The organism is Williamsia sterculiae (assembly GCF_900156495.1).
GTDB lineage: Bacteria > Actinomycetota > Actinomycetes > Mycobacteriales > Mycobacteriaceae > Williamsia_B > Williamsia_B sterculiae.
The window spans coordinates 226,819-243,704 of the sequence record NZ_FTNT01000007.1 but is presented as its reverse complement, the minus strand read 5'-3'; the positions used below and the strand labels follow the sequence as shown (position 1 = coordinate 243,704).

Sequence of the window (16,886 nt, the reverse complement as noted above, 5' to 3'; positions counted from 1 at the left end):
ACGCGAAAAACTCGTCACGCACCTCGTCGGCAAACAACTTCGGCAACGCCACACTCCCTATCAGTCAGCGTTGCTACGACCGATAGAACCCGCCCTGATGCATCGTCAGGAGATCACCAATTCTGCGGGAAACCCGATCTCCCCGCAGTTGTCGAGTCGAGCGGTGCCGAACCCGCCGGCGAGCCGCCAACTCGTCAGACCACGGCGCCGATCTCGGTGGCCGCCTCGTCGCCGTAGGCACCGGCGATCCGGCTCAGCGCGGACTCGCGGTCCCAGGTCCAGTCCTGTGGCGCGGTGGTCTCAAGCACCAGCACCGCGATCATCGAGCCGAGCTGCGCGGCCCGCTCGAAACCGAGCCCGGCGGCATTGGCCACCAGGAATCCGGCGCGGAAGGCGTCACCCACCCCGGTGGGGTCGACTTTCTCGGTCTCCGGGACCACCGGCACGTGGATGCGGTTGCCGTCCTTGCCGACGATCTCCGCACCCGCTCCGGCCAGGGTGGTCACTCGGACGTCGACCATGTCGGCGACCTGATCTGCCGACAGTCCGGACTTCTGGCGCAGCAACCCCCACTCGTATTCGTTGGTGAAGAGGAAGTTCGCACCGTCGATCAGTTCCCGGACCTGTTCACCGTTGAGGCGGGCGAGTTGCTGTGACGGGTCGGCGGCGAACGGGATACCCAGTTCACGGCACTCCCGGCTGTGCACGATCATCGCGTCCGGATCGTCGGCACCGATGAGCACCAGTTCGGGGCGACCGACCGTCTCGATGAGTTCGGCGAGGGAGATGTCACGGGCCTCGGCCATCGCACCGGTGTAGAAGCTGGCCAGCTGCGCCATCTCGTCGTCGGTGGTGCACATGAAGCGGGCGGTGTGCGCGGTCTGCGAGACCCGCACCCCCCGGCAGTCCACCCCGTTGCTCTCCAAGAATCGTCGGTAGTCGTCGAAGTCGCTGCCGACCGCACCGACGAGGATCGGGCTGCCACCGAGTGCACCCATGGCGTAGGAGATGTTGCCCGCCACCCCACCGCGCCGGACGATCAGTTCCTCCACCAAGAAACTCAGCGAGATGTGTTCGAGGTGCTCGGCGAGCAGTTGTTCGGAGAACTTGCCCTGGAATCGCATCAGATGGTCGGTTGCGATCGAGCCGCAGATGGCAATGGCCACGAGTGTGAGTCACCTTCTTCGGTGCGGCCCAGAACGGCCGCCTCGGTGCGACGGTACCGCGCCACGTACGTCCCGTCAGACGTGAGGTGTCGGTTGCCGTTCACCGACCGGCCACCCCAGAACGGGCCGACGGGCCGGAAACGACTGTGGGGTCACACCTTGCGGTGTGACCCCACAGTCATGATGCGTGTGCGCCGCGCGGCGCACGGGACTCAGTTGAACGAGTCGCCGCAGGCGCAGCTCCCGGTCGCGTTCGGGTTGTCGATGGTGAAACCCTGCTTCTCGATGGTGTCGACGAAGTCGATGGTCGCTCCCTGCACGTACGGGGCACTCATCCGATCGACGGCCAACTTCACACCACCGAAGTCCGAGATGACGTCGCCATCGAGGTTCCGGTCGTCGAAGAAGAGCTGGTACCGCAGTCCGGCACAGCCGCCCGGCTGGACCGCGATACGCAGGGACAGGTCGTCGCGACCCTCCTGGTCGAGCAGCGCCTTGGCCTTGCTCGCGGCCGCATCGCTGAGCACCACTCCGGAGCTCAGGGCGGTGCCGCTCTCGTTCACGGTCTCGTTCTGCACGGTCATGGAATCTCCTCGGAATTGCTGAGAGAACACGGATGTGTGGCTGCCACTGCGGAGCGCACCCACGTGTCGCCGTCCGCATCAACGGTACCCCCAACGTCGATATTCCCGCTGCAGTGGCACACGACCCGGTCCTCGATCGTCGGGTCAGTCGGACCGTTCCGCAGCCACCGCCGCCACGGCGATGAGTTGGCCGCGGGCGTCCGACATCGCGCGTTCCACCGATCCCGCTGCCTCGACCAGCGAATACGCCGCGGCGATACCGGCCGATCGAATGGTCCCGGGGTCGAGGGTGACCTGCCCGGCCATCACGATCACCGGGACCCCGTGGCGACGGGCGGTGTCGGTCAACGATGCGACGACCTTGCCTCGCAGGGTCTGGCTGTCGAATCTGCCCTCACCGGTGACGAGCAGGTCAGCGCCGGCGATGGCCGCCTGCTGCCCGGTCGCGTCGGCGACCACGGTGGCCCCGGACACCCGCCGACCGCCCAACGCCAGCAACGCGGCACCGAGACCGCCCGCCGCCCCGGCCCCGGGGTCGCCCGCCACATCGCGTCCGGCAACCGCCGCGAGCTCTCCCGACCACGCCGTCAGCCGCCGCTCCAGCTCGGCCACCGCCGCGGGGTCCGCACCCTTCTGCGGGCCGAACACCGCGGCTGCTCCCTCCGGCCCGAGCAGCGGGTTCTCCACATCCGACGCGGCGATCAGTCGAATGCCGCGCAACCGCTCGGTCGCGACCACGAGACCGCCGAGTGCGTCGATCAGCCCCCGGCCACCATCCGTGGTGCCGCTGCCGCCGAGTCCGACCACCACCGAACCGGCTCCGCTGCGCAGCGCCGCGTCGACGAGCCGACCGACGCCGCGGGTGTCGGCGCGCAGGGCCGTCGACGGCGTCGGTGGTCCCCCGAGCTGATGCAATCCGCACGCCTGCGCACATTCGATGTAGGCGGTGGCACTGTCGTCGCGACCCGCATCGAACAACCATCGCGCGGACACAGGGTCGCCGAGCGGACCGTCGACAGTCTCGGTGCGTACCTCGCCGAACCGCTCGGCGAGCACGTCGACGAACCCGGGTCCGCCGTCGGACTGCGGGATGAGGATCAACTCGTCGTCCGGTCGACGACCACGCCAACCTGCGGCGATGGCCTCCGCGGCCTGGACCGACGTCAAGGTGTCCCCGAAGGAGTCGGGGGCGATCACGGCCCGCATGGCGCGAGTATATGGACCCCGCCGGCGCACGTCGCGCCGGTTGGTGCCCGGCCGGGGGTGGCCAACGGCGCGGGACCCAATATCCTGGTGGGGTGAAGGTGCCCTGGAAGAAGGAAGACGCCGACGGCGACACCGCCGCGGCCGTCCCGACCACCGACTCGACGGTCGACGTGCTGAACAAGCGCGGCGGTCACACCGAGGGCAAAGGGCGTCCCACCCCGTCGCGACGGGAGGCGGAGGGTCGCCGCCGCGGCCCGGTCGCCCCGGCACCGCAGACGCGCGGTGAGGCACGCGCCCGCAAGAAGGAGATCAAGGCATCGCAGACCCCGGCCGAGCGCAAGCTCAGTGCCGAGGAACGACGTCAGGCGCGTACCGAGCAGCGCGAGAAGATGATGGCCGGCGACGAGAAGTACCTCATGCCGCGAGACAAGGGTCCGGTACGACGGTATGTCCGCGACATCGTCGACTCCCGACGTAACCTCGCAGGCTTGTTCATGCCGTTCGCGGTGGTGCTGATCATCGTCATGTTCGTGCCCTCGATCGCGGCGTACAGCACCTTCGTCATGTTGGCCTTCGTGATCTTCCTGGCCGTCGACGGCGTCATCCTGGGCCGGCTGGTGAGCAAGCGGGTTCGCGAACGATTCCCCGACAGCACCGACGGTGGGTTGTCGCTGGGCTGGTACTCGTTCAGCCGTGCCATGCAGATGCGTCGGATGCGGGCACCCCGTCCGCAGGCCTCCCCCGGCGACGCGGTCTGACGGCGTCTGCCGACAGCGAGCCACTGACACCGATGCGCACCCTGGTCCTCGGCGGTATCCGTTCGGGCAAATCCGCGTACGCCGAAAGTCTCGTCGCGTCCGACGGGCCGGTCCGATACCTGGCGACCGCCACCGCACCGCAGACCGGTGACCCTGACTGGACGTCGCGGATCACCACCCACCGCGAGCGCCGACCATCGGGGTGGGTCACGGTGGAGACCACGGACCCGGCCGCCGAACTCCGAGCACACCCCGGGTCGCCCACCCTGCTCGACGACCTCGGCGGGTGGCTGACCGGGCATCTCGACAGCACCGGCGGGTGGGAGACCGAGCACCTCGACCTGCGACCGCAGTTCGACGACCTATGCGCAGCCGTCAGCGGGGTCAGCGGTGATCTCGTGCTGGTGAGTTCCGAGGTCGGACTCGGCCTGGTCGCCCCGACCCCCGTCGGGCGCCGATACCAGGACCTGCTGGGGGAACTGAACTCCGCCGTTGCGGCGGTCTGCGACCGCGTGGTCTTACTGGTCGCCGGCCGCGTGCTGGAGATGAGCGACAACGGTGCACCGACGCCGCACCGCGCGCCGGACGTCGTCCACGCGTCAGCCGTCTCCCCCGTCGAGGCGTCTCCCCCGCAGTCGTCGACAGCGACGAGCGGGACCGACGAGCAGACCGTCGCGAGCAACGGCCATCGGATCGGCGCAGAGCCCATCGTGTACGGCGACGAGCCTGCGGGCGCCGCCTCGGTGGTCCCGACGTTCGGTCCGGTCACCCCGCCGAGCCGCGAACACGCCGACGCCGCCCGCGATCGGCAGACCCGGTTGACCAAACCGGCCGGGTCACTGGGCCGTCTCGAGGAGATCAGTGTCTGGGCGGCGTCGTGCCAACGCACCGACCCACCCGCACCGTTCACCGCACCGACCGTGGTGGTGTTCGCCGGTGACCACGGGGTCGCGCGACGCGGCGTGTCCGCCTATCCACCCGAGGTGACGGCGCAGATGGTCGCGAACATCGTCGCCGGTGGGGCCGCGGTGAACGTGTTCGCCGAACAAACCGGCGCGACGGTCCGGGTCGAAGATCTCGGCGTCGACGCCGAGACCCCAGAGGCTGTGCGACGGTTCAAGGTCCGCCACAGCTCCGGTGACCTGCGGACCGAGGATGCGTTGAGCGCCGACGAGACGGCCAGGGCTGTGACCGCCGGCCGGGACATCGCCGACGACCTCATCGATTCCGGGGTCGACCTGCTCATCGCCGGTGACATGGGCATCGGGAACACCACCCCGGCCGCGGTGCTGATCGGCACCATCACCGACAACGAGCCGGTGGTGGTGGTCGGCCGCGGTACCGGGATCGACGACGCCACCTGGATCCGCAAGACCGCCGCAATCCGCGACGGCATGCGCCGCGCCCGACCGCATGTCGGCGACCCGCAGCGACTGCTGCAGACGGTGGCCGGTGCCGACATCGCCGCGATGGCCGGGTTCCTGGCCCAGGCCGCCGCCCGCGCGACCCCGGTGATCCTCGACGGCGTGGTGGTCGGCGCCGCCGCGCTGGTGGCCGACGCCCTCGCACCGGGCGCACGCGACTGGTGGCTGGCCGGGCACCTGTCCGCGGAACCCGCGCACCGCATCGCGCTCGACCGGCTCGACCTCACCCCGGTGCTCGAGCTGTCCATGCGGCTCGGGGAGGGCAGCGGCGCGTTGACCGCATTGCCGATCGTGCAGTCCGCGGTGGCCGCGCTGAGCCGGATGGCCACCTTCGACGGTGCCGGGGTGAGCACAGCCGGAGTGACCGCGGCCGACGCCACCACCGCCTCGCACTGAACCCGTGATCTCGCCGGTGCGCGCGGTCGCGGTGGCGTTGTCGTGGTTGACCGTCCTGCCTGTGCCGCGGCGGATCACCGATGGCCCCGTCGACCGACGGCTGGGCGGTGCGGTGCTGGCCGCCGCGCCCCTCGTCGGCGTCGCCCTCGGCGCCGTGACCTCGGCGGTTGCCTGGTTGCTCACGATGACCGCGCTGCCCGCCGCATTGATCGGGACGACCGTCGTGGCGCTCGTCGCTCTGCTGACCAGAGGCATGCACGTCGACGGTCTCGCCGACACCGCTGACGGGCTGGGCTGCTACGGCCCGCCGGAACGGGTGTCCGAGGTGATGAGGTCGGGTTCGGCGGGTCCGTTCGGCGTCATGACCCTCGTTCTGGTGGTGCTCGTGCAGGTGATCGGTGTCGCGTCACTCGCCGACCACCGACGGTGGGTGGAACTCGCCCTGGCGGTGGCCGTCGGGCGGGTGGCCGCGGTGGTGGCCTGCCGATCGACCATGCGCCCGTCCCGGCCGGACGGGTTCGGGTCACTGGTCGTCGGCACGCAGCGCATGTCGGCGATCGTCTGGTCGGTGATCACGGTCATCGTGGCGACGACGCTCGCCGGGATGACCACCGATCCCGGCCGCCTCGACGTCACGGTCGCGATCCGAGCAGGGATCACCGTCGTCGTGATCGGCGTCTTCACCGTGATGTTCACTCGACACTGCGCCCGGCGGATGGGTGGCCTCAACGGCGACGTGTGTGGCGCGGTGATCGAGCTCGGCTTCGCGCTGTCGCTGCTCGGCCTCCTGACCTGACTTCTCGGCTACCCGGTCCACTCCTCGCCATCCACCTGGGCATTCAGGGCATAGGAGATCGCTCCGTCGATGCTCTCGCGGATGATGTCGGCCTGCCCCGCGTGCCGGGCCACCTCGGCGATGAGGTGACCGAGTACCCAGCGCACGTTCCAGGAATCGAGGTCGTCGGGAAACCACGGGGCGTCGGGCACGGGCACCCGGGCGTCGAGGTCGTATCCGGCGACCCGAGCGGGGATCGAGTCGACGAGCGTGTCGAACACGGTGCGCACATCGTCGAGGGTGATGTCCGGTAGCTCGGCTCCCGAGTACGACGCGAGGGGTAATCCCATGTCGCGGGTCCGGGCCTCGACGGCCTCACGAGTACGGACGGAGGGAGCGTCCTCGACGGTCCCGAGCCAGTTCTCCACGCACTGCGCGACGTGGGTCAGCAACCCGAGAATCGACAGGGCGCTGACGGTACTGGTCTCCCGCGCCTGCTGTTCGGTGAGCCCGTGCGCCGAGCTGCGCAACTGACGGCACTGTTGGACGAGGAAGCTGCTCAACGCGTCCTTCTCGTCGGTGACTGTCGGGGCGAGGAATCCCATGGTGTGCTCCTGATCTCGTCGGCTGGTGAGACAACCCTCGCACCGATTGCGGTCAGTGACGGTCCGCAATCGCCCCGCGCGACGCACACGTCCAGATCAGGGGCGGTAGAGCTCGGTCATCCAACCGTGGGTGTCCGCGAACGTGCCGCGCTGGATGCCGGTGAGGGTGTCCCGCAACGCGGTGGTCACCTCACCCGCCGCACCGTTCCCGATCGTGTAATCGTCGACATCGCCCTTCACGTGTCCCACGGGGGTGATCACCGCCGCGGTGCCGCAGGCGAACACCTCGGTGATGTCACCGGACGCGACCCCCTTGCGCAGTTCCTCGACCCCGATACGGCGCTCCTCCACCGGGATCCCCGCATCGGTGGACAGCTGCAACAGCGACTCGCGGGTGATGCCGGGCAGCAACGACCCCGACAGCTCGGGTGTCACCAGCCGGGCGTCGGCACCGGAACCGAAGACGAAGAACAGGTTCATCCCGCCCATCTCCTCGATGAAGCGGCGTTCGATGGCGTCGAGCCAGACGACCTGATCGCAACCGTGTTCGGCGGCCTGCGCCTGCGCCAACAACGACGCCGCGTAGTTGCCGCCGAACTTGGCCGCACCGGTGCCGCCCGGGGCGGCCCGCACGAACTCGGTGGACAACCACACGCTGACCGGTGTGATGCCGTGCGTGAAATAGGCGCCCGCAGGTGAGGCGATCAGCAGGTAGCGGTACTGGTCGGCGGGACGCACGCCGAGGCCGGCCTCGTCGGCGAACATGAACGGGCGGAGGTAGAGGGCCTCCTCACCTCCCGCCGCGGGCACCCAGAGGTGGTCGGCCTCGAGCAGGGCCCGCAGCGACTCGAGGAACAACTCGGTGGGCAGTTCGGGCATGGCCAGGCGTTCGGCGGATCGTTGCAGACGCGCCGCGTTGGCCTCCGGACGGAAGCTGGCGATGGAGCCGTCGCTCTGCCGATAGGCCTTGAGCCCCTCGAAGATCTCCTGCGCGTAGTGCAAGACCATCGCCGACGGGTCCAGGGAGATCGGCCCGTAGGGCACCACCTGGGGGTCGTGCCATCCGCGACCGCGATCGTAGGCGATGGAGACCATGTGGTCGGTGAAGTACCTGCCGAAACCGGGATTCGCGAGGATCTCCTCGCGGCGGCTCTCCCACACGGGATCCGGGTGCTCGGTACGGGTGAACTGCACGGTCATGACACCGATCCTACTGTCGGGATGCTCGCCGCGGTGCGCGAGTCCCCGCACCGCACTCGCGGGTCAGGCGGTGTGCGACGGCACGAACGGCGGGATCACCACGTCGCATTCGATGGCCCGTCCGCGGACGTCGACGATGACCCGATCACCCTTGCGGACTCCCGACTCGGTGTCGATGAGAGCCAGCGCGATGCCCTGTTTGAGAGTGGGCGAGAAGGTCCCGGAGGTGCAGACGCCGATCTCCGGTCCGTCGGGTTCCATCCGGACGACGCAGTCGGCGCGCAACACTCCACGTCCGGTGGCCAACAGCCCGTACAACCGGCGCCGCGGACCCTCCGCCTTCTCCTGTACGAGGGCGTCGTGTCCGAAAAAGGCAGGCTTGTCCCAACCCACCGCCCATCCGCTGCGGGCCTGCACCGGCGAGATCTCCGGGGTCAGTTCGTGGCCGTGCAGCGGGTACCCCATCTCGGTGCGCAGCGTGTCGCGGGCGCCGAGACCCGCGGGCAGACCGTCGCGCTCGGTGACGGCCCGCAACAGTGCGTCGAACACCGCGGCGCTGTCCTCCCAGCGCGGCACCAGCTCGAATCCGCGTTCGCCGGTGTACCCGGTCCGGCACAGGCGCAGCGGTCGGGTGACCCCGTCCAGGTCGATCTCGGTGTCCACATACGACATGTAGCCCAGGTCGGTCGGCAGTCCCACTGCGGTCAACACATCTGCCGACAGCGGCCCCTGGACGGCCAGCACGCCGAAGTCGCGGTGCTGGTCGACGACCTCGATCCCCTCGGGCGCGGCCGCGCGCAGCGCGGCGACCACCGCCGCGGTGTTGGCCGCGTTGGGGATGAGGAACACCTCGGAATCGGAGACGAGATAGGCGATGAGGTCGTCGACGACGCCACCGGAATCGTTGCAGCACAGCGTGTACTGCGCCTTCCCCGATTCGATCTTGGCCAGGTCGTTGGCCAGACACGAGTTCACGAAGGCCGCTGCTCCCGCACCCCGCACGGTCGCCTTGCCCAGATGACTCACGTCGAAGATGCCCACCCGCTCACGGACCGCGGCGTGCTCGGCCACCGTCCCGCTGTAGGACACCGGCATGTTCCAGCCGCCGAAGGCGGCGAAGGTGGCACCCAGCGCCTCGTGACGTGCGGTGATCGGTCCATCGAGCAGATCGTCGGTCATGGCGCCCAACCTATCGCGAACTACGATCACCGGAGCACACCCATACGCTGACATCGCACCCAGGAGGCGCACACCGTGACCACATCCGCCGACGACCGCCGGCTCGGACCCCGACTCGTTCTCGACAGCGAACTGCCCGACGCCGATTCGGCGACCCGGGAGGGGGTCCTGGTCGTGGGACTGTTGTCGTCCGACGACACCAACGACCCCGCACCGACGCTGGTGACCGTGCCGGGCGTGCTCACCGAGGCCGAGGCCGCCGGGATCAGGGACGCGCTGGCGGACGTCGGCGCGAACGGTTCGTTCGGCCAGACCGCCCGCGTGGTGGCGCCACCGTCGTTGTCGGTGGCGTCGGTGTTCGGCGTGGGTCTCGGTGGCGTGTCGGCGGTCACCAGGGACGACGACGGGAACCTCGATGCCGAGGGGATCGAGCTGGTCCGGCAGGCGGCGGGGATCGCGGGGCGCGACCTGAACGGGGTGACCACCGCCGTGACCACCCTGTCGTCGCTCGACCTGTCCGCGGCCGCCGAGGGGTTCTTCCTCGGCGCGTACCGGTTCGAGGACTTCCGGTCGGCCAGGTCACGCGCCAAGGACGGCCCCGTCGAGTCGGTGACCCTGCTGGTGGAGTCGGTCGACGACGACGCCCGCGCCACCGTCGACCACGCGACGCACGTGGCCACCGCGGTCGCCGTAGCACGCGACTTCGTCAACACCCCACCGAACGTGCTGTCGCCCGCCGAGTTCGCCGGCCGCGCCGCGGAACTGGCCGAACGGTCCGGCGTCCAGGTCGAGGTGCTCGACGACGCGGCGCTGCGCGACGGCGGATACGGCGGCATCGTCGGGGTCGGCCAAGGGTCCTCGCGACCGCCCCGGTTGGTCCGGCTGAGTTACTCCGGTGGCCCCGTTGATCCCAGTGGCACCGACATCCCGTCGGTGGCCCTGGTCGGCAAGGGCATCACCTTCGACACCGGCGGGATCTCCATCAAACCGGCGGCCAACATGGAGAACATGACCTCCGACATGGGCGGTGCGGCCGCGGTCATCGCGGCCACGGTGCTTGCTGCCCGCCTGCAGCTCGGGGTGAACGTCACCGCGACCGTCCCGATGGCCGAGAACATGCCCTCGGACACCGCGCAGCGTCCCGGTGACGTCCTGACGCAGTACGGCGGCACCACCGTCGAGGTGCTCAACACCGACGCCGAGGGTCGGCTCATCCTCGCCGACGCGATCGTCCGTGCCTGCGAGGACGAACCCGACTACCTCATCGACACCGCCACCCTGACCGGCGCACAGCTGGTCGCCCTCGGGCAGCGCACCCCCGGCGTGATGGGCACCGAACCGTTCCGCGACCGGGTGGCCGCGGTGTCGCAACGCATCGGGGAGAACGCCTGGCCGATGCCGCTGCCGTCGGAGTTGCGCAAGGACCTCTCCTCGCGGGTGGCTGATCTGGCCAACGTCACCAACGCCCGCTGGGGCGGGATGTTGGTGGCCGCCATCTTCCTGCGCGAGTTCGTGGCCGAGGGTGTGCAGTGGGCACACATCGACGTCGCCGGTCCCGCCTTCAACACGGGCGGCCCCTGGGGCTACACCCCCAAGGGGGGCACGGGAGTCCCGGTACGCACCATCATCGCCGTGATCGAGGACATCGCCGCGAACGGTTGAACCCGATTCGCCGCGTGCACCCCGGTTCCAGACGCAACATCGGGTCCGGGGTGCGCGCTGCGGGTAGGGTTCGGAACGTGGCTCTCGGGGCGAGCGGATAACACCTCACGCCTTGCGACGAACCTGCTCGCGGGCAGCGGCGATCACGATCGAACCGATCGCCGTTGAGCCGCAGCGCTGACCGAACACCGATCTCGAGTCGAGGAGTCGACAGACATGGCCTTCTCCGTCCAGATGCCCGCCCTGGGTGAGAGTGTCACCGAGGGAACAGTCACCCGGTGGCTCAAGCAGGAGGGAGACACCGTCGAGGAGGACGAGCCGTTGTTGGAGGTGTCGACCGACAAGGTCGACACCGAGATCCCCTCCCCCACGTCGGGCACCCTGACCAAGATCGTCGCCCAGGAGGACGACGTGGTCGAGGTCGGTGGCGAACTCGCCGTGATCGGCGACGCCGACGAGGCCGACTCCGACAGCGATGACGGTGGGTCCGACGAAGGCGATTCCGAGCCCGAACCGGAGCCCGAGTCGACTGACGAGAAGGCACCGGCCGACGAGGCCTCCGAACCCTCCTCCGACGAGAGTGAACCTGCCGAGAAGCCCACCGCGGGAGCGTCTTCCGGATCGGGTGAGGGTACCGACGTGACGATGCCGGAACTCGGCGAATCGGTCACCGAGGGCACCGTGACCAACTGGCTGAAGGCCGTCGGCGACGAGGTCGCCGCGGACGAGCCGTTGTTGGAGGTGTCCACCGACAAGGTCGACACCGAGATCCCCTCGCCGGTCGCGGGCACCCTGCTCGAGATCGTCGCCCAGGAGGACGACGTGGTCGAGGTCGGCGGCAAGCTCGCCGTGATCGGTTCGGCCGACGCCGCGCCGAAGTCGGAGGACGCCTCCCCCGAGCCCGAGAAGGAACCCGCGCCGGAGCCCGAGGAGAAGGACACGGCGGAGCAGGAGTCCGACGAGAAGGACTCCGAACCGGTTCAGGAGACCCGCGAGCCGGAGCCCCAGAAGAAGCCGGAGAAGAAAGCCGGGTCGGACGAGAAGCCGGAACCGGCCAAGGCCGGCTCCGCAGACGGTGATGGAGGCGCGGACGGAGCCACCCCGTACGTCACCCCGCTGGTCCGTAAGCTCGCCGCCGAGAACGACGTCGACCTGAACACGGTCAAGGGTTCCGGCGTCGGTGGCCGTATCCGCAAACAGGATGTGTTGGCAGCGGCCGAGGCCGCCAAGGCCCCCGCGGCCGAACCGAAGACGGAGAAGCCGGCCGCATCCGAACCGGCCGCCGCGAGTGCCTCACAGCCCAGCACCGCCGGTGTCCGACCCGAGCTGGCGCAGCTGCGCGGGACCACCCAGAAGGTCAACCGCATCCGGCTCATCACCGCCAAGAAGACCCGCGAATCGCTGCAGACCAGCGCTCAGCTCACCCAGGTCTTCGAGGTCGACATGACCCGGATCGTCAACCTGCGCAAGTCGGCCAAGGAGAAGTTCAAGGCCGCCGAGGGAGTGAATCTCACCTTCCTGCCGTTCATCGCCAAGGCCGTGGTCGAGGCGCTCAAGGCGCACCCGAACGTCAACGCCAGTATCGACGAGGACGCCAAGGAGATCACATACCACGGTGAGGTCCACCTCGGCATCGCCGTCGACACCGAGCAGGGCCTGCTGTCACCGGTGATCCACAACGCCGACAACCTGTCGATCGCCGGACTGGCTCGGGCCATCTCCGACATCGCGGCGCGGGCCCGGGACAACAAGCTCAAGCCGGACGAGTTGGCAGGCGGTACCTTCACCATCACCAACATCGGCAGCCAGGGAGCTCTGTTCGACACCCCGATCCTGATCCCGCCGCAGGCGGCGATGCTGGGTACCGGAGCGATCGTCAAGCGTCCGGTGGTCATCACCTCCGACGATGGTTCGGAGTCGATCGCGGTGCGCTCGATGTCGTTCCTGCCGTTGACCTACGACCATCGACTCATCGACGGTGCCGATGCCGGCCGGTTCCTCACCACCGTGAAACACCGTCTGGAACAGGCGGCGTTCGAGGGTGACCTCGGTCTGTAGCGCGCGGTGCGTATAGCAGTCGCCGGATCCAGTGGGCTCATCGGGAGCGCACTGGTTCCGGCGTTACGCGAATCCGGTCACGACGTGGTCCGACTGGTCCGTCGCGAACCGTTGACCGACGACGAGATCGGTTGGCAGCCGGAGGAGTTCGGTGTCGCCCCGGGCAGCCTCGACGGCGTCGAGGCGGTGGTCAACCTGTGTGGTGCCGGTGTCGGCGACCACCGGTGGACGGGGCATTACAAGCAGGTGCTGCGGGACAGCAGGATGGTGCCCACCGAGGTCCTCGTCGAACAGGTGCGGGCACTGGGCATCCCCCTGCTCGTCAGCGGGAGCGCCACCGGTTACTACGGCGACACCGGCAGTCGGCAGGTCGTCGAGTCGTCGCCTGCGGGTGGAGGCTTCCTGGCCGACCTCGCCAAGGACTGGGAGCAGACCGCGCTCACCGCGGCCGACGACGCCCGTGTCGTACTGCTGCGTACCGCACCGGTGCTCTCGCCCTCCGGCGGGTTGCTGGGCAAGCTGCGACCGCTCTTCACACTGGGCCTCGGCGGCCGTCTCGGTGACGGCAAACAGTATTTTCCGTGGATCAGCCTGCGCGACATGGTCCGCGCCATCGACTTCCTCATCGCGACCGAGTCGGTGGTCGGCCCGGTGAACATGTGCGGTCCACGGGCGGTGACCAACGCGGAGTTCACCAAGGCTTTCGGGCGCGTCGCGCACCGACCCACCCCGTTCGTCGTTCCCGGACCCCTGATGAAGCTGGCCGGCGGTGAGTTGGCCGAGGAAATGATCCTCGGTGGACAGAACGTTGTACCGAAGGTCCTCACCGATCACGATTTCGAATTCCTCGACCAGGACGTCGAGGAGGCCCTGGAGTACGCCCGTGAACAATCCTGACACCGACGATCCGGACCCGCATGCCTGACCGCACGCGCAGTTGTCGCCGTTCCACCGCTCCGGTGGAGGTTCGCGAACTCGGGCGCGTCGACTACACAGAGGCCTTCGACCTGCAGCACCGATTGGCCGCCGAACGCGCCGACGGTGTCCTCGACCACGACGTGGTGCTGCTGCTCGAGCACCCGTTCGTGTACACCGCGGGTAAGCGCACCACCGAGGCCGACCGCCCCACCGACGGTTCACCGGTCATCGACGTCGACCGTGGCGGCAAGATCACCTGGCACGGCCCCGGACAGCTGGTCGCCTACCCCATAGTCGCGCTCACCCAGGCGTTCGACGTGGTCGACTACGTCCGCAGACTGGAGCAGGCGATGATGACCGTCGCCGCGGCACACGGTGTGACGACCCGCCGTGTCGATGGCCGATCCGGGGTGTGGGTCGACGCCGACCCGGAGAGCGGCAGACCGCAGCGCAAGGTGGGTGCCATCGGCATCCGGGTGGCCCGCGGCATCGCACTGCACGGTGTCGCGCTCAACGCCGACCCCGAGTTGACGGCGTTCTCCGCCATCGTGCCGTGTGGCATTCCCGACGCCGGGGTCACCTCGCTGTCCGCGGAGACGGGTTCCCCGATCGGCGTGGACACGATCCGCGGTCTGACCGCCGATGCGATCGTCGCGGCGTTGGACGGCGACCTACCGATCAGCGATCTGGCCACCCCCGAGGTCCCCGCAGCCCGGGATCGGACCTCGATCCGGAGTGTGCCGGCGAGCGTAGGATCGGCCCGGTGACTGTGCAGCGAGAGACCCTCGACGCCCCGTCGGACGACACGACCTCCGGCTCCCGAACCGCCGCTCCGCACACCAGCGCTCCGCAGGCCGGCCCCAACGGCCGCAAGTTGTTGCGACTGGAGGTGCGCAACGCGCAGACCCCCATCGAACGCAAACCCGAGTGGATCCGTACCCGGGCGACGATGGGGCCCGAGTTCAAGGAGCTCAAGGGACTGGTCAAGCGCGAGGGCCTGCACACCGTCTGCGAAGAGGCCGGCTGCCCCAACATCTACGAGTGCTGGGAAGACCGCGAGGCGACCTTCCTCATCGGTGGTGAACAGTGCACCCGTCGGTGCGATTTCTGCCAGATCGACACGGGTAAGCCCGCCGAACTCGACCGCGACGAACCACGGCGGGTGGCCGAGAGCGTGCAGGCGATGGGGCTGCGGTATTCGACGGTGACCGGGGTGGCTCGCGACGATCTCGACGACGGTGGTGCCTGGCTGTACGCGGAGACCGTCTACGCCATCAAGCGGCTGAACCCGAACACCGGCGTGGAATTGCTGATCCCCGACTTCAACGCGGACCCAGCTCAGTTGGCCGAGGTGTTCGCGTCCCGCCCGGAGGTGCTTGCCCACAACGTCGAGACGGTGCCGCGCATCTTCAAGCGCATCCGTCCCGCGTTCCGCTACCAGCGCAGCCTGGACGTGATCACCGCCGCCCGGGACGCCGGTCTGGTGACCAAGTCGAATCTGATCCTGGGAATGGGTGAGACCGACGATGAGGCGCGCGAGGCGATCGTCGACCTGCACGAGGCGGGGTGCGACATCCTCACCATCACCCAGTACCTGCGCCCGTCACCACGACACCACCCGGTGGATCGATGGGTCAAGCCGCAGGAGTTCGTCGAACATTCGCAGTTCGCGGAGAGCCTGGGGATGGCCGGGGTGATGGCCGGTCCGTTGGTGCGGTCGTCGTACCGAGCCGGTCGATTGTATGCGCAGGCCATGGCTCACCACGGCCGTGAGCTGCCGGAGTCGATGGCGCACCTCGGCGACCACAGCAGCGCCGCCCAGGAGGCCACGTCCGTGCTGGAGCGTCTGGCCGCTCGCTGAGCGTTCACCGAGCGTGCCGTCGGTCGCCACCGATGCGATCCGACAGGTGAGTCGGGCAGTATCCTGACAGTCATGGCGCAGTCGAAAGCATCGAAAGAGGCCAAGGCGACGGCGAAAGCCGAACGCAGGAGGGCCTCGAAGGAACGTCGGTCCCAGTTGTGGCAGGCGTTCCAGATGCAGCGCAAGCAGGACAAGTGGCTGCTCCCGTTGATGATCGGCTCGCTGGTGGCCATCATCGCGATCTTCGTGGTCATCGGCCTGCTGGCCGGGATAGTCGTCTTTCTCGCCCCCCTGGGCGTGGTCCTCGGCATTCTCGTCGCATTCCTGATCTTCGGTCGTCGAGTACAGAGCAGTGTGTTCTCCAAGGCCGAGGGTCAGCCCGGAGCCGCGGGTTGGGCTCTGGACAACATGCGCGGGTCCTGGCGAGTGAAGCAGGCCGTCACCGGCACCTCGCACCTCGACGCGGTGCACCGGGTGATCGGCAAGCCGGGCGTCGTGCTGGTCGGTGAGGGCTCCCCCGCGCGGGTACGGACGCTGCTGGGCCAGGAGAAGAAGAAGGTGGCCCGGGTGGTCGGCGACACCCCCATCTACGAGGTGATCGTGGGCAACGAGGAGGGTCAGGTCCCGTTGCGCAAGCTGGAGCGCCACCTCAACAAACTGCCCAGCAACATCACCGGGAAACGCATCGACGCGTTGGAGTCTCGACTCGCCGCCCTCGGCGGTAAGGGTATGGGTCCCGGCATGCCCAAGGGACCGGTGCCTCAGGGTGCCAAGGTGCGCAACGTGCAGCGCGCCGCGCGTCGTCGCTGACCGGGCGGCGCGCAGCGGCCTCCAGGAAGTGCGAGAACGAATGGCGCGACTCGAACGTCGTCTGCACGTCGGCATCCACGAGGACATCGATCAGGTTGATGAAACGTTGCTGCGCCTGGGCGTCGACGTCACGCAGCAAGGGCACGGCGACCACTGTCCAGCGGCTGAACGTCCGTGACCACTCCAGGTACTCGATCGTCGAGACGGGCCGTCTCGATGGCTGTGGAGAGGTCGTCGACGAGGTGGCAGCACACCGGTAGCAGCGAGTACCCGCGCACATATCT

The 16,886-nt window shown here is 68.8% G+C and carries 16 protein-coding genes and 1 pseudogene; 10 read left to right on the top strand and 7 right to left on the bottom strand.

Annotated features, from left to right (window positions below):
• Positions 1-194 precede the first annotated feature (194 nt).
• The 3 genes from BW971_RS13185 to BW971_RS13175 all read right to left on the bottom strand — a co-directional run bounded on the left by BW971_RS13185 (position 195) and on the right by BW971_RS13175 (position 2,956).
• A complete protein-coding gene (locus BW971_RS13185) occupies positions 195-1,166 on the bottom strand; it encodes a carbohydrate kinase family protein (protein WP_200799429.1) in 972 nt (323 codons plus the stop codon).
• A 212-nt stretch (positions 1,167-1,378) separates the two neighbouring features.
• Entirely contained in the window at positions 1,379-1,750 is a 372-nt protein-coding gene (locus BW971_RS13180) for a HesB/IscA family protein (protein ID WP_076480231.1), read from the bottom strand.
• A gap of 144 nt (positions 1,751-1,894) precedes the next feature.
• Positions 1,895-2,956 carry a glycerate kinase family protein gene (locus tag BW971_RS13175; protein ID WP_076480229.1) on the bottom strand — a complete coding sequence of 354 codons (1,062 nt, stop codon included), beginning with the start codon at positions 2,954-2,956 and terminating at the stop codon, positions 1,895-1,897.
• Positions 2,957-3,048: 92 nt separating this feature from the next.
• Between BW971_RS13175 and BW971_RS13170 the strand changes: the two genes are divergently transcribed.
• Genes BW971_RS13170 through cobS form a run of 3 tightly spaced genes read left to right on the top strand, consistent with a single transcriptional unit; the run spans position 3,049 to position 6,330 of the window.
• A complete protein-coding gene (locus tag BW971_RS13170; protein WP_076480227.1) occupies positions 3,049-3,714 on the top strand; it encodes a DUF3043 domain-containing protein in 666 nt (221 codons plus the stop codon).
• A 32-nt stretch (positions 3,715-3,746) separates the two neighbouring features.
• Positions 3,747-5,534: a nicotinate-nucleotide--dimethylbenzimidazole phosphoribosyltransferase gene (cobT, locus tag BW971_RS13165; RefSeq protein WP_143690343.1), complete on the top strand. Its 1,788-nt coding sequence runs from the start codon at positions 3,747-3,749 to the stop codon at positions 5,532-5,534.
• A 7-nt stretch (positions 5,535-5,541) separates the two neighbouring features.
• On the top strand, positions 5,542-6,330 hold the full coding sequence (cobS, locus tag BW971_RS13160) for an adenosylcobinamide-GDP ribazoletransferase (protein WP_076480331.1): 789 nt from the start codon (positions 5,542-5,544) through the stop codon (positions 6,328-6,330).
• Positions 6,331-6,338: 8 nt separating this feature from the next.
• Here cobS and BW971_RS13155 read toward each other — a convergent pair whose 3' ends face one another.
• The 3 genes from BW971_RS13155 to gcvT form a co-directional block, all read right to left on the bottom strand.
• On the bottom strand, positions 6,339-6,914 hold the full coding sequence (locus tag BW971_RS13155; protein WP_076480223.1) for a mycothiol transferase: 576 nt from the start codon (positions 6,912-6,914) through the stop codon (positions 6,339-6,341).
• A gap of 96 nt (positions 6,915-7,010) precedes the next feature.
• Positions 7,011-8,114: a branched-chain amino acid aminotransferase gene (locus BW971_RS13150; RefSeq protein WP_076480329.1), complete on the bottom strand. Its 1,104-nt coding sequence runs from the start codon at positions 8,112-8,114 to the stop codon at positions 7,011-7,013.
• A 63-nt stretch (positions 8,115-8,177) separates the two neighbouring features.
• Positions 8,178-9,293: a glycine cleavage system aminomethyltransferase GcvT gene (gene gcvT / locus BW971_RS13145; protein ID WP_076480221.1), complete on the bottom strand. Its 1,116-nt coding sequence runs from the start codon at positions 9,291-9,293 to the stop codon at positions 8,178-8,180.
• A 75-nt stretch (positions 9,294-9,368) separates the two neighbouring features.
• Between gcvT and BW971_RS13140 the strand changes: the two genes are divergently transcribed.
• The 7 genes from BW971_RS13140 (at position 9,369) to BW971_RS21705 (ending at position 16,780) form a co-directional block, all read left to right on the top strand.
• Complete coding sequence (locus BW971_RS13140) at positions 9,369-10,955, top strand: leucyl aminopeptidase (protein ID WP_076480219.1); 1,587 nt, start codon at positions 9,369-9,371, stop codon at positions 10,953-10,955.
• A gap of 216 nt (positions 10,956-11,171) precedes the next feature.
• Complete coding sequence (sucB, locus tag BW971_RS13135) at positions 11,172-13,013, top strand: 2-oxoglutarate dehydrogenase, E2 component, dihydrolipoamide succinyltransferase (protein WP_076480217.1); 1,842 nt, start codon at positions 11,172-11,174, stop codon at positions 13,011-13,013.
• Between the two features lie 6 nt (positions 13,014-13,019).
• Complete coding sequence (locus BW971_RS13130) at positions 13,020-13,910, top strand: TIGR01777 family oxidoreductase (protein WP_076480215.1); 891 nt, start codon at positions 13,020-13,022, stop codon at positions 13,908-13,910.
• A gap of 20 nt (positions 13,911-13,930) precedes the next feature.
• The gene (lipB, locus tag BW971_RS13125; protein ID WP_076480213.1) at positions 13,931-14,698 is read left to right on the top strand and encodes a lipoyl(octanoyl) transferase LipB; all 768 of its coding nucleotides are present in this window, start codon (positions 13,931-13,933) and stop codon (positions 14,696-14,698) included.
• A gap of 107 nt (positions 14,699-14,805) precedes the next feature.
• Positions 14,806-15,792, top strand: a complete 987-nt coding sequence (gene lipA, locus BW971_RS13120) for a lipoyl synthase (RefSeq protein ID WP_076480327.1) — start codon at positions 14,806-14,808, stop codon at positions 15,790-15,792.
• 72 nt (positions 15,793-15,864) lie between these two features.
• Entirely contained in the window at positions 15,865-16,602 is a 738-nt protein-coding gene (locus tag BW971_RS13115) for a DUF4191 domain-containing protein (RefSeq protein WP_076480211.1), read from the top strand.
• 40 nt (positions 16,603-16,642) lie between these two features.
• On the top strand, positions 16,643-16,780 hold the full coding sequence (locus BW971_RS21705; protein WP_200799436.1) for a hypothetical protein: 138 nt from the start codon (positions 16,643-16,645) through the stop codon (positions 16,778-16,780).
• On the opposite strand, the pseudogene BW971_RS22270 reads toward BW971_RS21705, so the two are convergent.
• A pseudogene (locus BW971_RS22270) lies at positions 16,715-16,882 on the bottom strand (hypothetical protein); the annotation flags it as partial. The gene BW971_RS21705 and the pseudogene BW971_RS22270 sit on opposite strands and share 66 nt — an antisense overlap.
• Positions 16,883-16,886 lie beyond the last annotated feature (4 nt).

Excerpts from the sequence above, each read along its gene's own strand:
- BW971_RS13180 (WP_076480231.1), bottom strand. The coding sequence starts at position 1,750 with ATGACCGTGCAGAACGAGACCGTGAACGAGAGCGGCACCGCCCTGAGC.
- BW971_RS13175 (WP_076480229.1), bottom strand. The coding sequence starts at position 2,956 with ATGCGGGCCGTGATCGCCCCCGACTCCTTCGGGGACACCTTGACGTCG.
- cobT (WP_143690343.1), top strand. The coding sequence starts at position 3,747 with ATGCGCACCCTGGTCCTCGGCGGTATCCGTTCGGGCAAATCCGCGTAC.
- BW971_RS13155 (WP_076480223.1), bottom strand. The coding sequence starts at position 6,914 with ATGGGATTCCTCGCCCCGACAGTCACCGACGAGAAGGACGCGTTGAGC.
- BW971_RS13150 (WP_076480329.1), bottom strand. The coding sequence starts at position 8,114 with ATGACCGTGCAGTTCACCCGTACCGAGCACCCGGATCCCGTGTGGGAG.
- gcvT (WP_076480221.1), bottom strand. The coding sequence starts at position 9,293 with ATGACCGACGATCTGCTCGATGGACCGATCACCGCACGTCACGAGGCG.
- sucB (WP_076480217.1), top strand. The coding sequence starts at position 11,172 with ATGGCCTTCTCCGTCCAGATGCCCGCCCTGGGTGAGAGTGTCACCGAG.
- lipB (WP_076480213.1), top strand. The coding sequence starts at position 13,931 with ATGCCTGACCGCACGCGCAGTTGTCGCCGTTCCACCGCTCCGGTGGAG.
- BW971_RS13115 (WP_076480211.1), top strand. The coding sequence starts at position 15,865 with ATGGCGCAGTCGAAAGCATCGAAAGAGGCCAAGGCGACGGCGAAAGCC.
- BW971_RS21705 (WP_200799436.1), top strand. The coding sequence starts at position 16,643 with ATGGCGCGACTCGAACGTCGTCTGCACGTCGGCATCCACGAGGACATC.